This window comes from Mesorhizobium sp. M0587, assembly GCF_040320945.1.
Classification (GTDB): Bacteria; Pseudomonadota; Alphaproteobacteria; order Rhizobiales; family Rhizobiaceae; genus Mesorhizobium.
Window position 1 is genome coordinate 42206 of the sequence record NZ_JAMYQP010000034.1, and the last position, 17518, is coordinate 59723.

Sequence of the window (17518 nt, forward strand, 5' to 3'; positions counted from 1 at the left end):
AAGTGTGAAACGGTTTTCCCGGGAAAAGCGCGTAGCGCTTTCCCTAGGGAATTGCGTAAAAAAAAGGGATTGAGCGGTTCGGCGGTTCCGTGAAACGGTGAACCGCTCTAAGACCACGGTTCGATCGAACCGTGGTCTCTAAAGTATAACACTGCCGATTGCCTCAGGCTGTCGCCTCAGGCTTGCACCTCCCGCCGCCTTCCGCTATAGAGCCGCCACCCGCGTAGACACCCTTGGAGGCAACGCGGCGGAAGGCTGCCTTCCCTTGTGATCCCGAACAAAGGTCCGCTTTACGCGGCTGCCGGCTTTCGGACATCCAGGTCTGGCGGCTTTCGACGTTTACGGTCAGGCAATTAGCCAACCGTGAGCGCTCCAGAACAAACCGAAAGGAAATGCCATGAGCCACGACACTTACGAGCTCAAGGCCGAAGCACGCGAACAGGTCGGTAAGGGGTCCGCCCGTGCAGTTCGCCGCAACGGTAAAGTGCCTGCAGTAATCTACGGTGACAAGCAGCCTCCCCTGGCGATCGCGCTCACCTACAAGGATATCTACTACAAGATCCATGGCGGCGGGTTCCTGACCACGATCGCCACGATCGATGTCGACGGCAATAAGATCCAGGTCCTGCCGAAGGACTTTCAGCTCGACCCGGTCAAGGATTTCCCTGTCCATGTCGACTTCCTGCGCATCGGCAAGGACACCGAAGTGAATGTCGACGTGCCTGTCCACTTCATCAACGAAGACAAGTCGCCCGGCATCAAGCGCGGCGGTGTGCTCAACATCGTGCGTCACGAAGTCGAGTTCCACTGCCCGGCCAACGCGATCCCGGAATTCATTACCGTCGATCTCACCGGCGCCGACATTGGCGACTCGATCCATATCTCGTCGGTCAAGCTGCCGGCCGGCGTCAAGCCTGTCATTTCCGACCGCGACTTCACCATCGCGACCGTCGCCGGTTCGTCGGCGATGAAGCCGGAGACGGAAGAGACGGCCGAGGCTGCACCTGAGGCGGCTCCCGCCGTCCCCGCCGAAGAGAAGTAACTTTTTCACGCCCGGAGCTGACGATGCCGCTTGTCTTTGCAGGCCTCGGCAATCCGGGCGCGAAATACGTGAACAACCGGCACAATGTCGGCTTCATGGCGGCGGACGCGATCGCCCGCCGCCATTCTTTTTCGCCCTGGTCGAAGAAATTCCAGGGCCTGATCGCCGAGGGTACGCTCGCCGGCGAGAAGATCATCCTGATCAAGCCGCAGACCTTCATGAACCTGTCCGGCCAGTCGGTCGGCGAAGCGCTGCGCTTCTACAAGCTCGACCTTTCCGCGCTCACCGTTTTCTACGACGAGATCGACCTTGCCGAGGGCAAGCTGCGCATCAAGACCGGCGGCGGCGCCGGCGGCCATAACGGCATCCGCTCGATCGACGGCCATGTCGGTAACGCCTATCGCCGCGTGCGCATCGGCGTTGGCCACCCTGGCGTCAAGGAAATGGTCCAGCATCACGTGCTCGGCGATTTCGCCAAGGCCGACCGCGAATGGCTCGATCCATTGCTGGACGCGATCGCCGACAACGCAGCCATGATCGTCAAGGGCGACGAATCCGGCTTCATGAACAAGGCCGCGCTCGCCGTTCAGGGCAAGGCAGCGGCCGAGCCGGAAAAGCCGGCGCAGAAACAGCCGGCCCCAAAACAGCAGAGCCACGTCCGCCAGGCACGGCCGCAACAGGCACCCGCCAAACTGCCGGAATCCGGGCCGATGGCCGCCATGCTGAAAAAACTGTTCGGCGGCAAGGATTGAACCCGGAGGACGAAGGGCTTGACGTTGATCGCCCCTATCGCCCATAGCCCTCATCAAATTTCGATTTCCCGATAGGACCGGACAAAATGGGTTTCAAATGCGGCATCGTTGGCTTGCCCAATGTCGGCAAGTCCACGCTCTTCAATGCGTTGACCAGGACGGCGGCGGCACAGGCCGCCAATTACCCGTTCTGCACCATCGAACCGAACACCGGCGAGGTGGCTGTGCCCGATCCGCGCCTGCAAAAGATCGCCGCGATCGGCAAGTCGAAGGAGATCATCCCGACCCGCATCTCCTTTGTCGACATCGCCGGCCTGGTGCGCGGCGCCTCCAAGGGCGAAGGGCTGGGCAACCAGTTCCTCGCCAATATCCGCGAGGTTGACGCCATCGTCCATGTCCTGCGCTGCTTCGAGGATGACGACATCACCCATGTCGAGGGCCGCATCGATCCCGTCGCCGACGCCGAGACCGTCGAGACCGAGCTGATGCTCGCCGATCTCGAGAGTCTCGAACGTCGCATCGCGCAATTCCGCAAGCGCGCGTCCGGCAAGGACAAGGAAGCCATGGCCGTGCTGCCGATGATGGAGGCAGCACTCGAGCTTCTACAGGCGGGCAAGCCGACCCGCATCCTGCTCAACGGCATCTCGGCGGAAGACCTGCGCATCCTGCAAGGGCTCAACCTTCTGACCTCGCATCCCGTGCTCTATGTCTGCAACGTCGCCGAGGCCGACGCCGCCGCCGGCAACGAGCACACCAGGGCCGTGGAAAAGATGGCTGCGGCGCAAGGTGCCGGCACCGTCGTCATCTCGGCGGCGATCGAGGCCGAAGTCGCCCAGCTCTCCGACGAGGAAGAGATGGAATTCCTGTCCTCGCTCGGCCTCGACGAGCCCGGTCTGAACAAGGTGATCCGCGCCGGCTACGAGCTTTTGCATCTCATCACCTATTTCACCGTCGGGCCGAAGGAGACGCGCGCCTGGACCATCCACAAGGGCGACAAGGCCCCGCAAGCCGCCGGCGTCATCCACACCGATTTCGAACGCGGCTTCATCCGCGCCCAGACCATCGCCTACAATGATTTCGTCACGCTTGGCGGCGAGGTGGCGGCCAAGGAAGCCGGCAAGGCGCGCGACGAAGGCAAGGAATATGTCGTCCAGGACGGCGACATCATGCTCTTCAAGTTCAACACTTGAACAGGCGAGACGGCGTTGCATTGCCGGCCGGGTGAGGCCGTACGCGACTGCACCGGCCCGGCTTTTCTGCTAGCCCGGTGAAAACGAAAGGGCGCGCATGAAAAGAACAATCCCGACCCTGGTCGGCTTCTCAGCCATTCTGACCTGGTCGTTCCTCGCGCTGCTTTCGACCGCCGCGGGGCCAATCCCGCCCTTTCAGCTGGCGGCAATGACATTTCTGCTCGGGGGCTCCGTCGGAGCGGCCAGTTGGGTTGTCCGCCCGTCCGCGCTGAAGTCGTTGCGCCAGCCATGGCAGGTCTGGGCGATCGGCACGGCAGGGCTGTGCATCTATCACTGCGCCTACTTTTTTGCCATCCAGTCCGCCCCGCCCGTCGAGGTGAGCCTGATCGCTTATCTCTGGCCATTGCTGATCGTCGTCTTTGCCGCCTTCCTGCCGGGAGAGCGGCTGAGGCCTTACCACATAGCGGGTGTGATCCTCGGCCTGGCGGGTGCCATCGTCGTGATCACCAAGGGCGGCAGCGTGGGGCTTGCCGACGGCGTGAAGCCGGGCCACGTCATTGCCCTGTTCTGCGCATTCGTGTGGTCCGGCTATTCCGTCCTGTCGCGCCGTTTCGGCCAGGTGCCGACCGACGTGGTGGCGGTGTACTGCCTGATCACCGCGGCGGTTGCCTTCACCCTCCATCTCGCGCTCGAGACCACGGTCTGGCCGCAGACACTGACGCAGTGGAACGCCATCGTCATTCTGGGTGCGATACCTCTCGGTGCAGGTTTCTACGCATGGGATTACGGCTGCAAGCACGGAGACATCATGATCCTGGGCGCGCTCTCCTATGCCGCGCCGCTGTTCTCGGTGATCGTGCTGCTGTTGGCCGGATTTGGCGCCTTCCACTGGTCCGTCGCGCTCGCTTGCGTGCTGATCACCGTCGGCGCGCTGACCGCAGCCAAGGACATGGTGTTCAAGCCGCGAAGAGAACCCGCTGCGAAGGAAACAGCGCGCGCCGTCCTGTAGGCAAGGCAGGCGCCTGCATCCGTAGTGGGCACGAGATTGCAAGACGGCAGCCTCGATATTGTAAAGCACGCCGCTATGGCGATCGTCATCTCGGTAGTGAGATCAATAAATCTCTATTTGCGCAATAGATACGTCGCCATGACATAGTTTCTTCTGGGCACTCCACTCATTCTGCGTATCGATGTACGAGGGTGGAGGGATGACGATGGTAACACACGTCTTTGGAGGGCCAGATACCCCTAAGAAGCTTCGTTGCTTACAGGAATATCTCCGAGCCTTTGCTATCGCCTTGCGCGATCAGGAATTCGCATGCGTTTACATCGATGCTTTTGCCGGCTCTGGGACTCGCACGGAAGTCCGCCCCGGTCTTCCTCTCTTCGGTTCAGAAATGGCAGAACCCGAAGAGGTAACCACACAAGGCTCGGCTAGGATTGCAATCGAAATCGACCCACCGATGCATTCTATCGTGCTGATCGAACAGGATAGCTCCCGTTTTGCACAGCTCGAGGAGTTGATCTCCGAATTTCCCGATCGCAAGATAATTGCTCGGAACGGGGATGCCAACGATCTTGTCCAACGCCTTTGCAAGCGCACAAATTGGCGTGGGCCGGAGACAGTCGGCCGTGGAATTCGTGGCGTTGTCTTCCTTGATCCCTATGGCATGGAGGTTTCCTGGGACACCGTGAAGGCCATCGCAGCAACAGAAGCCTTGGACTGTTGGTATTTCTTTCCCTTGTCAGGTCTATACCGAAATGCTCCCCATGATCCGGCAAAGCTCGATCCAGGCAAGCAAGCGAGTTTGGATCGCGTCCTAGGAGCGACCGATTGGCGTGACCGTTGGTATACTCATGAAAATGTCCGCCAAGATCTGTTCGAAACGAGCGGTCAAGCGGTTGGTCGAGCAGATGTGAATGCTATCGAAACCTATGTAAAGGGCCGTCTGCGCACAGTATTCAAAGGCGCTGTCTTGGATCCAGTTCGCCTTCATCACAAAAGCGGCGCACCACTGGCTTCGCTCTTTTTCGCGGTGTCAAACACGAGTCCGGCGGCCGTCACGCTAGCGACAAAGATGGCCTCTCATATTCTCAAATCAGGAAGGTTGTCCCAAAACCGATCGCGATAGGTGCGACCTGTTACCTTCTTGTTCTTACCGCCCCACTGTTTGAAGAAGAACGCTGTGTCCGCATCGGTGCACTGGTCGAAAATCTCATCCACCCATCGCGTATCTAGCGGCCGAGCTTGTGGCCCGCTTTCGCCTCCGACGATTGCCCAATGAATGCTTTTAAGATCAACGCCGGCGACAGAGCCGATTAGGGGTTCGAACGAAACAAATCTCACAGCCGCAGGAACCGCACGGAGTTCATCCAGCCTGTACAGCACCCGACTATCTTCGACACTGGTGCCGAGCCAGACGTTCGGAAGCACATTGAACTCGGGGGAGGAAAGTACCTCCGACATCCTGTCGGGCCGCTTCGTCAGAATTTGATAGGTGTGGCGAGGCGTTGCTGCCATGACCTGCCATATCTCAGCTATGAAGGCGGTTGGCACTTCCGTATGGAAGAGATCAGACATTGAGTTTACAAAGACGCGCTTGGGCTTTTTCCACTCTTGCGGAACGGAAAGCGATGCGTGGTCGAGCTTAATCTTGCCTGTCCATTTCGCTTTGCCGCCGCTTTTGCGTGTCACCCCCACATACTTGTCGACTCCCATGGCTTCAAGCCGAGCAGCCATCCTCATCGCGTAACAATTTGTGCATCCCGCAGTGAGGATGGTGCAGCCGGCGACCGGATTCCAGGTCGCGTCTGTCCATTCGATTGATGTTTCGGCCATCACATCACCTTCCGTGTTGATGGAAGAGTGGCATAAATATTATAAACGTCACTCTAAACATACCCTAGGAATTTTCTGGGCTCGTCGATCGCCTTCGGCGCCGTCTGGGCAATCGTGCTGCATCAGATACTGCCGAACTCCCGTTAGACGCGTTCAAGGAGGGCGGGCAATCCTGATGCCCGCCCGCGCCGGCCAATCATGAACAGCCATCCCTTGGAGCATCCACTGCCCGACGAGTTTCGGTGAGTGGCCTTGGCCGGCAAACCCCTGTCCGGGCTTGTCTTGATTTTGTCACGTCGCGAGTCTAAGCGGCAGGCGCACGCGACGAAGAACCGTGCAATCCGGCACGACGCGTCGATCCGAACGCACACCCTTTAATCCAGCAAGGGAGACCCGGCGATGATCAAGGCCTTCGTCGTGGACAATGATCGCCTGCGCGTCGTCGACGATCTCCTGGCAAACGGCGACACCATCGTCTGGGCCGACCTGCTCAATCCGACAAGGGAAGAGGAAGTCGCCATCGAGAGCTGGCTCGGCGTTGCAATTCCAACGCGTGAGGAGATGGAGGAGATCGAGATCTCGAGCCGCCTCTATGTCGAGGATGGCGCCTACTTCATGACCGCCACTCTGCCCGCCCAGACCGAGGTCGACGATCCGCTGATGTCGCCGGTCACCTTCGTGCTGGCCGGCACAAGGCTGATCACCGTGCGCTACCACGAGCCGAAGGCGTTCAAGACCTTTCCGCTGCGTGCCGAGAAAGTGGCGACCGGCTGCACCAGCGGCGATACCATCCTGATTGGCCTCCTGGAGGCGATCGTCGACCGTCTTGCCGATATCCTCGAGCGCGCCGGCCGCGACATCGAGGCGATCTCGCGTGATATCTTCCAGGCAACCTCGACCAAGGTTTCCAAGCGCAACCGCGATTTCCAGGAATTGCTGAAAGCCATCGGCCGCAAGGAGGACATCGCATCGTCGATCCGCGACAGCCTGATTTCGCTACAGCGCCTCGCTGGTTTTTTCGCCCATGCCTCGACCCGGACCAAGATGAGCAAGGACACCAAGGCGCGCATCAAGACGCTGTCGCGCGACGTGCTGTCGCTCGCCGACCATGCCACCTTCCTGTCGCAGAAGATTTCTTTCCTGCTCGACGCCACGCTCGGCATGATCTCGATCGAGCAGAACGCCATCATCAAGATCTTCTCCGTCGCCGCCGTCATCTTCCTGCCTCCGACACTGGTCGCCTCGATCTACGGCATGAATTTCGACGTCATCCCCGAGTTGAAGTGGGAGCTGGGCTATCCCTTCGCCATAGCCATGATGGTGCTCTCGGCGATCTTGCCCTTCTGGTATTTCCGGCGCCGCGGCTGGCTGTGATCCGGCCGGCAAGGCCGCCACGCCACGGCGTGGCGCTATAGAAATCTCTTGACCAAAGGCTGTTCGGCCTGCATCCGGGAACCCCGATCCATAGGGATCGAAGGTTCCTGAGCCGGATTTCAGACATGACCGCAAAAACCTGGGCCTATGAGGACTTCGTCGAGGGTGCCTCGTTCGACCTCGGCACCAAGCAGGTAAGCGCCGCCGAGATCATCGAATTTGCCAGCGAATTCGATGCGCAGCCGATGCATCTCGACGAAGAGGCTGGCAAGGCCAGCATCCTGGGCGGCCTCTCGGCTTCCGGCTGGCATACTTGCGCGATGTTCATGCGCCTGCTGTGCGATGCCTTCCTGCTGGACTCCACCTGCCAGGGCGCGCCCGGCGTCGATCAGGTCAAATGGAAGAAGCCGGTCCTGGCCGGCGATACGCTGAAGGGAAGCCTGGTTGTTCTGGCCAAACGCCAGTCCAAATCGAAACCGCAACTCGGCTTCGTGACCATGCGCAGCGAGCTGGTCAACCAGCACGGCGAAAGCGTCTTCGAGCTCGAGAATTCCGCCATGTTCCTCACGCGCGACGCAGCGGGGAGCCCAGCATGACATTGGACGAGTTCTTCCGCATCGGCACCACAGTCACGCTCGGCTCGCATAGATTCGAACCCGAGGCGATCAAGGCGTTTGCCCGCAAATACGATCCACAGATATTCCACATCGATGAGGAAGCCGCCAGGAAGAGCGTGCTCGGCGGTCTTTGCGCGTCCGGCTGGCACACCGCCGCCACCTGGATGAAACTCAATCTGCAAAGTGGCATGGACGGCGGCGGGGCTGAGTGGAACGGCCCCGGCCCGGTGCCGGAATTCGGCCCCTCGCCCGGTTTCAAGAACCTGAAATGGCTGAAGCCGGTCTATGCCGGCGAAGTCGTCACCTTCACGCGCACGGCCCTTTCCCACCGCCCGATCTCATCACGCCCCGGCTGGCGGCTGCTGTCGCTGCGTTCGGAGGCTTTCGATTCGACCGGCGACAAGGTGCTCGAGTTCGAGAGCGCCGTGCTGGTGAAGGTAGAGTAGTTTCTTCCTTCTCCACGTTTACGCAGAGAACGTGCCCGAAAGGCGGCTGAGGGGACGGCACCGACCGGGGATTCGCGCCGCCTCCCTGTCCTTCGCTATCGCTCCGGCGTTCGAGACCTTAGAAAGTCTATCGGAGGTTTTAAATTGCCTTCGGGCAAACCGGTCAATGCCCTTCGAATCCGATCAGCGTCCGAACCGGTACGTCGAGCGCCTCGAGCTTCTCGCGGCCGCCGAGATCCGGCAGGTCGATGACGAAGCAGGCGGCGAGGATGTCGGCGCCGATCTGGCGCAAGAGCTTGACCGCCGCTTCCGCGGTACCGCCGGTGGCGATCAAATCGTCGACCAGGATCACCTTCTCGCCCGGCGAAACGCCGTCCTTGTGCATCTCCATCTCGTCCAGCCCATATTCCAGGCTATAGGCGACGCGCACTGTATCGTAGGGCAGCTTGCCCTTCTTGCGGATCGGCACGAAACCCGCCGAGAGCTGATGGGCGATGGCGCCGCCGAGGATGAAGCCACGCGCCTCGATGCCAGCGATCTTGTCTATCTTTTGGCCGGCATAGGGATGCACCAGCTCGTCGATGGCGCGGCGGAAAGCGCGCGCATTGCCAAGCAGCGTGGTGATGTCGCGAAACAGGATGCCAGGCTTGGGGTAGTCCGGAATGGTGCGGATCGCGGCCAGCAGCGTGTCTTCGAGCGAAGGTTTCATGAGGCGGCTCCGGATGATCCAGCTGACAGGCGAAACGGCGCAGGGAGCGATCGTAACCCGGCGCTACCGGCAACGGCTAGCGCGATGTGGCGGCCGAGACAAGCGCATCCGGCAAAGGATTGGGTTTTGCCGGCGCGGCAGCCTTCCGCGTTCGAACGGATCGCCCTTGCCGCCGGCTACCTGAAGCGGAGATTGGCGCGCGACAATTGTCCGATCGAGCTGCAGCCCATCAGCTTCATGCCGCGCTCGATTTCGGCACGCATCTGCTCGAGCGCCCGTTCGACGCCCGGCTGGCCGGCCGCCGCCAGCGGAAACAGATAGTAGCGGCCGACACCGACCGCCTTGGCGCCGAGCGACAGTGCCTTCAACACATGCGTTCCGCGCTGCACGCCGCCATCCATGATCACGTCGATCCGGTCCCCGACGGCATCGACGACTTCAGCAAGCTGATCGAATGCCGCCCGTGAGCCATCCAGCTGCCGGCCGCCATGGTTCGACAGCACGATGCCGCTGCAGCCGATGTCGACGGCCCGCCTGGCGTCCTCCACCGACATGATGCCTTTGAGACAGAACGGACCCGACCACAGCCTGACCATCTCTGCGACGTCGTCCCACGTCATCGAAGGGTCGAGCATCTCGGTAAAGTAGCGGCTGATCGACATCGTGCCGCCGCCCATGTCGACATGTTCGTCGAGCTGCGGCAGCTTGAATCCCTCGTGGGTGAAATAGTTGATCGCCCAGGCGGGCTTCAGCGCGAACTGGGCCATTCCCGCGAGGTTGAGCTTGAAGGGAATGGCGAAGCCGGTGCGCTTGTCGCGTTCGCGGTTCCCGCCGGTGATGCTGTCCACGGTCAGCATCATCACCTCGACGCCCACCTGCTTTGCCCGTTGCATCATCGCGCGGTTCAGGCCGCGATCCTTATGGAAATAGAACTGGTAGACCTGCGGGCTGCTGCTGATCCCGCGCGCCTCCTCGAGGCTGACGGTGCCAAGTGAGGAGACGCCGAACATCGTGCCGTATTTGGCGGCGGCCTTGGCCACCGCGCGCTCGCCCTGATGGTGGAACAGCCGCTGCAAGGCGGTCGGCGAGCAATAGAACGGCATGGCCAGCTTCTGGCCCATCACCGTCACCGACATGTCGATCTCGCTCACCCCGCGCAGCACATTGGGGACGAGGTCGCAGCTCTCGAAACTTTCGGTGTTACGGCGATAGGTGACCTCGTCGTCGGCCGCGCCGTCGATATAGTTGAAGATCGGCCCCGGCAATCTTTGCTGCGCCATCCGGCGGAAATCGGAAAAATTGTGACAGTCGCTGAGCCGCATCATGGCACTCCAAACGCCCTATCGGCGATAAACGTTTCGCCGCCTTTCGAGCGTCGAATAGCGATCGCCTGCCGCGCTCCCAACCAGCTTGTTCGACCAGAAAGCGGCCGCCTCATGCGAGTCCCTTCGGCAAGCAGGAAGGGCGCCTCGTGGGCGCCCTTTCTTGATCTCCAGCTGGTGCGGCTTAGTGCGCCACGCCTTCCCACACCTTGCGCTTGGTAAGATAGACCAGCGCGCCGAACAGAAGCAGGAACACCAGTACGCGGAAGCCGGTTTTCTTGCGCGCTTCCATGTGCGGCTCGGCCGCCCACGCCAGGAACGCCGACACGTCGCGGGAGTACTGGTCGACGGTCTGCGGCGCGCCGTCGTCATAGGTGACCTGGCCGTCGGAGAGCGGCTTGGGCATCTTCAACGACACGCCGGACATGAAGTACGGGTTGTAGTGGGTGCCTTCCGGGATGACCATTCCGGCCGGCGGCGTCTGGTCGTAGCCGGTCAGGAGCGAATGGATGTAGTCGGGGCCGCCCGCATCATACTGGGTGAAGATGTCGAAGACGAACTGCGGAAAGCCGCGTTCGACGCCGCGCGCCTTGGCCAGCAGCGACATGTCGGGCGGAGCAGCGCCGCCATTGGAGGCAGCGGCGGCTTCGTCATTGGCGAACGGCGCCGGGAAATGGTCGGACGGCTTGCCGGGACGGTCGAACATGTCGCCGGCATCGTTGGGGCCGTCATGGATGGTGTATTCGGCCGACAGCGTCTTGATCTGCGCGTCGGAATAGCCGAGGTCCGAAAGCGTGCGGAACGCCACCAGGTTCATCGAATGGCAGGCCGAGCAGACTTCCTTGTAGACCTTGAGGCCGCGCTGCAGCTGCGCCTTGTCGTAGGTACCGAACGGGCCGGTGAAGCTCCAGTCCATTTCCTTCGGCTCGTCGATCGGGAAATGCGTCGGAGCGGCCGCGTTGTGCGCCTCTTCGGCTGCGATCGCCCAAGTGCTTGCAGCCCCGGTGCCGGCGGCCACAAGGCCGGCCAGCGCCAGCGAGGTGAGAATCTTCTTCATGCCAAATCCCCTTAGATTCTCTACCGCTCAGCCCTTGACCTGAGGCGCGGCCGTGGCGCTCGCCAGATGTCCGCTGCCGCCCTTGTTCTTTTCGAGCACCGCCTCGGTGATCGAGTTCGGCATCCTCCGCGGTGTCTCGATCAGGCCGAGCACCGGCAGGACGACCAGGAAGAAGACGAAGTAGAACAGCGTCGCCATCTGCGCCATGAAAACATAGCTGCCTTCCGCCGGCTGCGAGCCCAGCCAGCCGAGCAGGATGGCATCGATCACGAACAGCCAGAAGAACAACTTGTACCAGGGCCGGTAGACCGCCGAGCGCACCTTGGAAGTGTCGAGCCACGGCACCAGGAACAACATGGCGATGGCGCCGAACATGCACAGCACGCCGCCGAGCTTGGAGTTGATCGGCCCGATGTTGAAGGTGATGGCGCGCAGGATCGCGTAGAACGGCAGGAAGTACCATTCAGGCACGATGTGGGCCGGGGTCTTCAACGGGTTGGCGACCGTGTAATTGTCCGGGTGGCCGAGATAGTTCGGCAGGTAGAACACGAAATAGGCGAAGAAGAACAGGAACACGATCATGCCGAACGCGTCCTTGATGGTCGCGTAAGGCGTGAAGGCGACGGTGTCGGTCTTCGACTTGACCTCGATGCCGGTCGGGTTCGACTGGCCCACCACATGCAGCGCCCAGACGTGCAGCACGACGACGCCGGCAATCATAAACGGCAGGAGATAATGCAGCGCGAAGAAGCGGTTGAGCGTCGGATTGTCGACGGCGAAACCGCCGAGCAACAGCTGCTGGATCCAGTCGCCGACCAATGGAATGGCGCTGAAGAAGCCGGTAATGACGGTAGCGCCCCAGAACGACATCTGTCCCCAGGGCAGCACGTAGCCCATGAAGCCGGTCGCCATCATCAGCAGATAGATGATGCAGCCGAGGATCCAAAGCAGCTCGCGCGGCGCCTTGTAGGAGCCGTAATAAAGGCCGCGGAAGATGTGGATATAGACGGCGACGAAGAAAAACGAAGCGCCGTTGGAATGCATGTAGCGCAGCAGCCAGCCCGAATTCACGTCGCGCATGATCTTTTCGACGGAGCCAAAGGCGAGATTGGTGTCGGCCGTGTAGTGCATGGCCAGCACGATGCCGGTCAAGATCTGCGCCACCAGCATGATCGACAGGATGCCGCCGAAGGTCCAGGCGTAGTTGAGATTGCGCGGCACCGGATAGGCGACGAAGCTGTCATAGATTAGCCGCGGCAGCGGCATGCGCGCATCGAACCAGCGCTCGATACCGGTCTTGGGCGTATAGGTCGAGTGTCCCTCGCTCATCGAAATATCCCCTGCCTCAACCGATAAGGATCTTGGTATCGGAAATGAACTTGAATACCGGCACAGCCATGTTCTCGGGCGCCGGGCCTTTGCGGATGCGGCCGGCGGTGTCGTATTGCGAACCGTGGCACGGGCAGAACCAGCCGCCGAAATCGCCTTCCTGGCCGAGCGGAATGCAGCCCAGATGCGTGCACACCTGAACCATCACCATCCAGGCTTCCTTGCCGGGCGTGGTGCGGTTGGCGTCGGTCGCGGGCGCGTCGGCCGGCAGGTTGGCGTTGCGGGCGATCGGATCCTTGAGATCGGCGAGATTGACGGCCTCGCCGTCCTTCATCTCCTGTTCGGTGCGGTTGCGCACCACGACCGGCTTGCCGCGCCACTTGACGATCAGCGACATGCCCGGCGTCAGCGAGGAGACGTCGACCTCGACCGAGGCGAGCGCCAGCGTCGAGGCATCGGGGCGCATCTGGTCGATGAACGGCCAGGCGACGGCGCCCGCGCCGACCACGGCGGCCATGCCGGTGGCGACGTAGAGAAAATCTCGACGGTTGGGATCCTGGATGTCGGTTGCGCTCACGGGTGCCTGATCCTTTCGCCTCTTCCGTGCCGGTGGCCGAGCCTTGTTCCCCGCTCAATCACGCCAACCCGACAGCGCATGGCGAACAGGCTAGCGAATTCCTCCGGCATTTGGGCTTCGGTTTATGCGTGAAGTCCGTTTTTGTCCAGACGGGTGAAGGCACAAGGGCAGATTGTCGCGGGGGCGAAATCCGCCTCCGCGCGACAAGACGGCGAATGACCGTGAAACACCGCCAAACAGCCGGGAAACAGTGGCGAATCCGGCGTCCGGCTCCGCCTCGACACTTGGCCCCGGGGTGGTCTATCCTGCACCCATGGCGCACGTCATAGACCGCGAGGAATGGGCTGTTCGCCCCGACCGCTGGAAGGGCGAGCTGCAATGCGCCCGCTACGGCTCCAACTCCTGCCTGATCTTCAACTATCTGCCGGAGACCGGCGGCGGACCGCGCCTTCATTCCCATCCCTACGCCGAGATATTCATCGTCCGCCAGGGCACCTGCCTGTTCACGGTCGGCGATGAGGAGATCGAGGCCTCCGCCGGCCAGATCGTCATCGTGCCACCCCACACGCCGCACAAATTCACCAATCTCGGCCCGGGTCCGCTGGAAACGACCGATATCCACGAGAACGGTACCTTCATCACCGAATGGCTGGAATGATCCCTGTCGATTTCCCGATTGCCGCCTAGATTTATGCCAACAGGCAGCCGGCAGGACCAGCACATGCAAATCTCCTATATCGAAATCGAAGGGCTGAGCATTGCGATCCGCGAGGCAGGCCCGGTCGAAGCACCTGCCTTCCTTCTGCTGCACGGATGGCCGCAAAGCTCTTACGCGTTCGAACAGGTGATCGGCCGGCTGGCTCGCGACCACCATGTCGTCGCCCCGGACTTGCCCGCCATCGGCGACTCGCAAGGTGTGCCCAGGGCCAGCGACAAGAGAACGCTGGCCAGGCTGATGAGAGGCGTTGCCGAGGCTTGCGGGTTGCGGCAACTCGTGGCCGCCGGCCACGATATCGGCGGCCAGATCGTATTCGCCCTTCTGCGCGACCATCCGGAAATTCTTTCGGGAGCGGCGATCATGGATGTCGCCATCCCCGGTGTGGCGCCTTGGGAAAACGTCATCCGCAACCCGCAGATCTGGCATTTCGCGTTCCATGCCGTTCCAGCACTTCCGGAGACGCTGGTGAGTGGGCACCAGCACGCCTATTTCGACTTCTTCTTCAATGTGCTTTCGAAGCAACGAGCATCGATCTCCACCGAGGCCAGGGACGTCTACGCGAAAGCCTATTTCCGGCCGGAAAGCCTCCAGGCTGGATTCGATTGGTATCGCGCCTTCCCTGAAGACGCCAAGGCCAATGCTGTTGCGCCCGCCAAACCGATCGCGGTTCCGGTGCTGTATCTCAGGGGATCGGCGGAACCGGGCGATATCGGCGAGTATGTCGATGGCTTGAGAGCAGCCGGACTGGCGAATGTCGAGGGCGACATCATTGCCGACAGCGGCCATTTCGTCGCCGACGAGAACCCCGAAGCTCTCGCCATGCGCCTCGCCAGGTTCCACAGGCAAATCAGCCCCCTGGCTGACCGCCTCCCGTCTACATGGCGCCGAGCCTGACCAGCACTGCCTTGGGAATATTATATTCGCGGATGACGGCATCATGCTTACGAAGGCCGCACAATTCGCGCTGGATGAAATAGGCGTGCACTGCTTTCGCGGCTTCCTTGAGAAGCCGGGGACGCAACGCCTCGTCGGCATTGTCGTGCAGCCGGGCCAGCGTTTCCTCGACTTGCCGGCCGGCGCGACCCAGGGCTGCCGCCTTCTCGGCGAGGATTTCATGGCCGAGTGCGTCGAAGGCGGCTTGGGCGGCGGTAGCAGCAGTCAAGCCGGATGGAGGTCGCAGAGACATTTCAGCTCCCTTTCCCAAAAACCATGCGATGCGTGACGAATTCTTCGCCCAACACCGGCTGGAAGCCAAGCCGTTCATAAAAGAGGAAGGCTTCCCGCGGCGCGCGGGTGTTGAGCACGGCAAAATGGTGGCGGGCCCTGTCGATCACGGTCTCGACCAGCATCCGGCCAAGGCCGTTGCGGCGATGACGCGCACTGACGAACAGGTGCCGGACCCGGCCATGCTCCCTGCCTTCGAAGTAGGGATCGATGTTCAGCCCGCATACGCCGGCGAGGTCCCGGCCATACTGTGCTCCGTAAAGCGCCTCGCCGCGTTTCAGGAATTTGTTGCGGCCGCTCACCCAGCCATCCGCCAGGCGCACCAGCATCCAGTAGCCTTCCAGCCGGCTCTCTTCCTTCAGCGCGTCGAAGGCCGGAATTGTCGGCCGCAAACGCTTGAGCACATAATTGCTCTCCTCCGATCCAGCCATGCCCCTACTCTGCCGGCCGCGTCTCTTCGAGCACGCTTTCCTCATGATAGAGGAAGCCGCCGGACTGCCGTTTCCACAGCCGCGCGTAGAGTCCGTCGAGCGCCACCAACTCGTCATGCGTGCCTTGTTCGACGATGCGGCCGCCGTCCAGCACAACCAGCCGGTCGAGCGCCGCGATCGTCGACAGCCGGTGCGCGATGGCGATGACCGTCTTGTTCTCCATCAGACGCGTCAGATTTTCCTGGATCGCCGCCTCGATGTCGGAATCGAGCGCCGAGGTCGCTTCGTCGAGGATCAGGATCGGCGCGTCCTTGAGAAAGACGCGGGCGATCGCCACGCGCTGGCGCTGACCGCCCGAAAGCTTGACGCCGCGCTCGCCGACAAAAGCCTCGTAGCCGGCCCGGTCCCTGTTGTCGCGCAAGGTCAGGATGAACTCGTGCGCCTCGGCCTTCCTCGCCGCCGCCATCACCTCGGCGTCGGTCGCATCAGGCATGCCGAGCTTGATGTTATCGCGCAGCGAACGGTGGAACAGTGCGGTGTCCTGGCTGACGACGCCGATATTGGCGCGCAGCGAATTCTGCGTCACCTGGGAAACGTCCTGGCCATCGATGGTGATGGACCCGTCTTCCAGATCGTAGAGGCGCAGGATCAGATTGGCGAGCGTCGTCTTGCCGGCGCCGGACGGTCCGACCAGCCCGACCTTCTCGCCCGGCCGCACGACGAGGTCGATGCCGTTGAGCACGCCGAACCCCTTGCCGTAATGGAACTCGACATTCCGGACATGGATACGGCCGCCGGTCACGACCAGTTCCTTCGCATTGGGCGCGTCGGTGAGGCCGAGCGGCTGCGAAATCAGCGCCTTGGAATTCTCCAGCACGCCGAGGTTCCGTAATATGCTGTTGAGCTGCATCATCAGCCGGCCGAGCAGCATGTTGAGCCGCAGCACCAGCGACAGCGTAAAGGCGACCGCGCCGACCGTGATCGAGCCTTCGACCCAGAGATAGACGGCAAAACAGCCGATCGCCGTGATCATGATGCCCGACAGCGTCGTCAGCGCCATGCGCACGCCGGTCAGCCGGCGGGTGAAGGGCCGCAGCGCATCGAGATAGATATCGAAGCCGTTCCTGATGTAGCGGTCGTCGCCATCGGCCGAGAACAGTTTCAGCGTCTGCACGTTGGAGTAGGAATCAACGATGCGGCCGGTGATCATCGAGCCGGCCTCGGCGGTTTCCTCGGCATGCTTGCGGATTGCCGGCAGATAGAGCTTTGCCAGAAAGCCGAAGGCCGAAATCCAGATCACCACCAGCACCGCCAGCCTGAGGTCCAGCCCGGCGACCAGCGCCAGGGTCGTCACGGTATAGACGATCATGAACCAGACGACCTCGATGAAGCTTTCCATCAGGTCGCCGGTAGCTTGCCCCGCCTGCCAGACTTTTGTCGCGATACGGCCGGCGAAATCGTTCTGGAAGAAGGCGTAGGATTGGCGCGACACATGCCGGTGCGCCTGCCAGCGCACCAGATTGTAGAAGCCCGGCGTGATCGTCTGCTCGTCGACCAGCGCCGACAGCCCGACGACGATCGTGCGGATGACCAGCACCACCGCCATCATGAAGACAAGCTCGGGTCCGGCGGCGGTCCACAGCGCGTGCCAGCTGCGTTCGCCGGGAAGCTGGTCGAGAATGTCGACCAGCCGCCCGACGAAATAGAACAGGCCGGCCTCGACCAGCGGCGCGATGCCGCCGATGACCAGCATGGCGAAGAAGGCGAACTTCGCCTGGCCGACATAGTGCCACAGAAAGCCGCCCACGCTTGACGGTGGCCGAAGGCTCGCCGGCTCCCTGAATGGGTAGACCCAATTCTCGAACCAGCGATAGATGGCTGTCATCATGCG

19 protein-coding genes are annotated in these 17518 nt (G+C 61.7%); 10 read left to right on the top strand and 9 right to left on the bottom strand.

Annotated elements, in window-relative coordinates; all coding sequences use genetic code 11:
* The first annotated feature begins 397 nt into the window (after nucleotides 1-397).
* The 5 genes from NKI49_RS25365 (at nucleotide 398) to NKI49_RS25385 (ending at nucleotide 5116) form a co-directional block, all read left to right on the top strand.
* The gene (locus NKI49_RS25365) at nucleotides 398-1042 is read left to right on the top strand and encodes a 50S ribosomal protein L25/general stress protein Ctc (protein ID WP_352605219.1); all 645 of its coding nucleotides are present in this window, start codon (nucleotides 398-400) and stop codon (nucleotides 1040-1042) included.
* 23 nt (nucleotides 1043-1065) lie between these two features.
* A complete protein-coding gene (gene pth, locus NKI49_RS25370; RefSeq protein WP_352605217.1) occupies nucleotides 1066-1794 on the top strand; it encodes an aminoacyl-tRNA hydrolase in 729 nt (242 codons plus the stop codon).
* Between the two features lie 86 nt (nucleotides 1795-1880).
* Nucleotides 1881-2984: a redox-regulated ATPase YchF gene (gene ychF / locus NKI49_RS25375; protein WP_352605215.1), complete on the top strand. Its 1104-nt coding sequence runs from the start codon at nucleotides 1881-1883 to the stop codon at nucleotides 2982-2984.
* Nucleotides 2985-3081: 97 nt separating this feature from the next.
* The gene (yddG, locus tag NKI49_RS25380; protein ID WP_352605213.1) at nucleotides 3082-3993 is read left to right on the top strand and encodes an aromatic amino acid exporter YddG; all 912 of its coding nucleotides are present in this window, start codon (nucleotides 3082-3084) and stop codon (nucleotides 3991-3993) included.
* A 199-nt stretch (nucleotides 3994-4192) separates the two neighbouring features.
* Entirely contained in the window at nucleotides 4193-5116 is a 924-nt protein-coding gene (locus NKI49_RS25385) for a three-Cys-motif partner protein TcmP (RefSeq protein ID WP_352605211.1), read from the top strand.
* On the opposite strand, the gene NKI49_RS25390 is transcribed toward NKI49_RS25385, so the two are convergent.
* A complete protein-coding gene (locus tag NKI49_RS25390) occupies nucleotides 5071-5823 on the bottom strand; it encodes a DUF5131 family protein (RefSeq protein ID WP_352605209.1) in 753 nt (250 codons plus the stop codon). The genes NKI49_RS25385 and NKI49_RS25390 overlap by 46 nt on opposite strands.
* A gap of 399 nt (nucleotides 5824-6222) precedes the next feature.
* Between NKI49_RS25390 and corA the strand changes: the two genes are divergently transcribed.
* The 3 genes from corA to NKI49_RS25405 all read left to right on the top strand — a co-directional run bounded on the left by corA (nucleotide 6223) and on the right by NKI49_RS25405 (nucleotide 8260).
* On the top strand, nucleotides 6223-7197 hold the full coding sequence (gene corA, locus NKI49_RS25395) for a magnesium/cobalt transporter CorA (protein WP_352605207.1): 975 nt from the start codon (nucleotides 6223-6225) through the stop codon (nucleotides 7195-7197).
* A gap of 125 nt (nucleotides 7198-7322) precedes the next feature.
* On the top strand, nucleotides 7323-7793 hold the full coding sequence (locus NKI49_RS25400) for a MaoC family dehydratase (protein ID WP_352605205.1): 471 nt from the start codon (nucleotides 7323-7325) through the stop codon (nucleotides 7791-7793).
* Nucleotides 7790-8260 carry a MaoC family dehydratase gene (locus NKI49_RS25405; protein WP_352605203.1) on the top strand — a complete coding sequence of 157 codons (471 nt, stop codon included), beginning with the start codon at nucleotides 7790-7792 and terminating at the stop codon, nucleotides 8258-8260. The genes NKI49_RS25400 and NKI49_RS25405 overlap by 4 nt, the downstream gene beginning before the upstream one ends.
* A gap of 163 nt (nucleotides 8261-8423) precedes the next feature.
* Here the strand turns inward: NKI49_RS25405 and NKI49_RS25410 are convergent, their stop codons facing one another.
* The 5 genes from NKI49_RS25410 to petA all read right to left on the bottom strand — a co-directional run bounded on the left by NKI49_RS25410 (nucleotide 8424) and on the right by petA (nucleotide 13254).
* Nucleotides 8424-8969, bottom strand: a complete 546-nt coding sequence (locus NKI49_RS25410) for an adenine phosphoribosyltransferase (RefSeq protein WP_352605201.1) — start codon at nucleotides 8967-8969, stop codon at nucleotides 8424-8426.
* 176 nt (nucleotides 8970-9145) lie between these two features.
* The gene (locus NKI49_RS25415; protein WP_352605199.1) at nucleotides 9146-10291 is read right to left on the bottom strand and encodes an alpha-hydroxy acid oxidase; all 1146 of its coding nucleotides are present in this window, start codon (nucleotides 10289-10291) and stop codon (nucleotides 9146-9148) included.
* A 184-nt stretch (nucleotides 10292-10475) separates the two neighbouring features.
* Nucleotides 10476-11348: a cytochrome c1 gene (locus NKI49_RS25420; RefSeq protein ID WP_352605197.1), complete on the bottom strand. Its 873-nt coding sequence runs from the start codon at nucleotides 11346-11348 to the stop codon at nucleotides 10476-10478.
* A gap of 27 nt (nucleotides 11349-11375) precedes the next feature.
* On the bottom strand, nucleotides 11376-12677 hold the full coding sequence (locus NKI49_RS25425) for a cytochrome b (protein ID WP_352605195.1): 1302 nt from the start codon (nucleotides 12675-12677) through the stop codon (nucleotides 11376-11378).
* Nucleotides 12678-12693: 16 nt separating this feature from the next.
* Nucleotides 12694-13254, bottom strand: coding sequence for a ubiquinol-cytochrome c reductase iron-sulfur subunit (petA, locus tag NKI49_RS25430; RefSeq protein WP_352605193.1), 561 nt, complete (start codon nucleotides 13252-13254; stop codon nucleotides 12694-12696).
* Between the two features lie 313 nt (nucleotides 13255-13567).
* Here petA and NKI49_RS25435 point away from each other — a divergent pair, with 313 nt between their 5' ends.
* Both NKI49_RS25435 and NKI49_RS25440 read left to right on the top strand, forming a co-directional pair.
* Nucleotides 13568-13912: a cupin domain-containing protein gene (locus NKI49_RS25435; protein WP_352605303.1), complete on the top strand. Its 345-nt coding sequence runs from the start codon at nucleotides 13568-13570 to the stop codon at nucleotides 13910-13912.
* 63 nt (nucleotides 13913-13975) lie between these two features.
* Complete coding sequence (locus tag NKI49_RS25440) at nucleotides 13976-14866, top strand: alpha/beta fold hydrolase (protein WP_352605191.1); 891 nt, start codon at nucleotides 13976-13978, stop codon at nucleotides 14864-14866.
* Here NKI49_RS25440 and NKI49_RS25445 read toward each other — a convergent pair.
* Genes NKI49_RS25445 through NKI49_RS25455 form a run of 3 tightly spaced genes read right to left on the bottom strand, consistent with a single transcriptional unit; the run spans nucleotide 14847 to nucleotide 17515 of the window.
* Nucleotides 14847-15158 (bottom strand): DUF6665 family protein, encoded by a 312-nt coding sequence (locus tag NKI49_RS25445; protein WP_352605190.1) that lies wholly within the window; start codon nucleotides 15156-15158, stop codon nucleotides 14847-14849. The genes NKI49_RS25440 and NKI49_RS25445 overlap by 20 nt on opposite strands.
* Before the next feature lies 1 nt (nucleotide 15159).
* The gene (locus NKI49_RS25450) at nucleotides 15160-15627 is read right to left on the bottom strand and encodes a GNAT family N-acetyltransferase (RefSeq protein ID WP_352605188.1); all 468 of its coding nucleotides are present in this window, start codon (nucleotides 15625-15627) and stop codon (nucleotides 15160-15162) included.
* Nucleotides 15628-15631: 4 nt separating this feature from the next.
* Entirely contained in the window at nucleotides 15632-17515 is a 1884-nt protein-coding gene (locus NKI49_RS25455) for an ABC transporter ATP-binding protein (protein WP_352605301.1), read from the bottom strand.
* Nucleotides 17516-17518 lie beyond the last annotated feature (3 nt).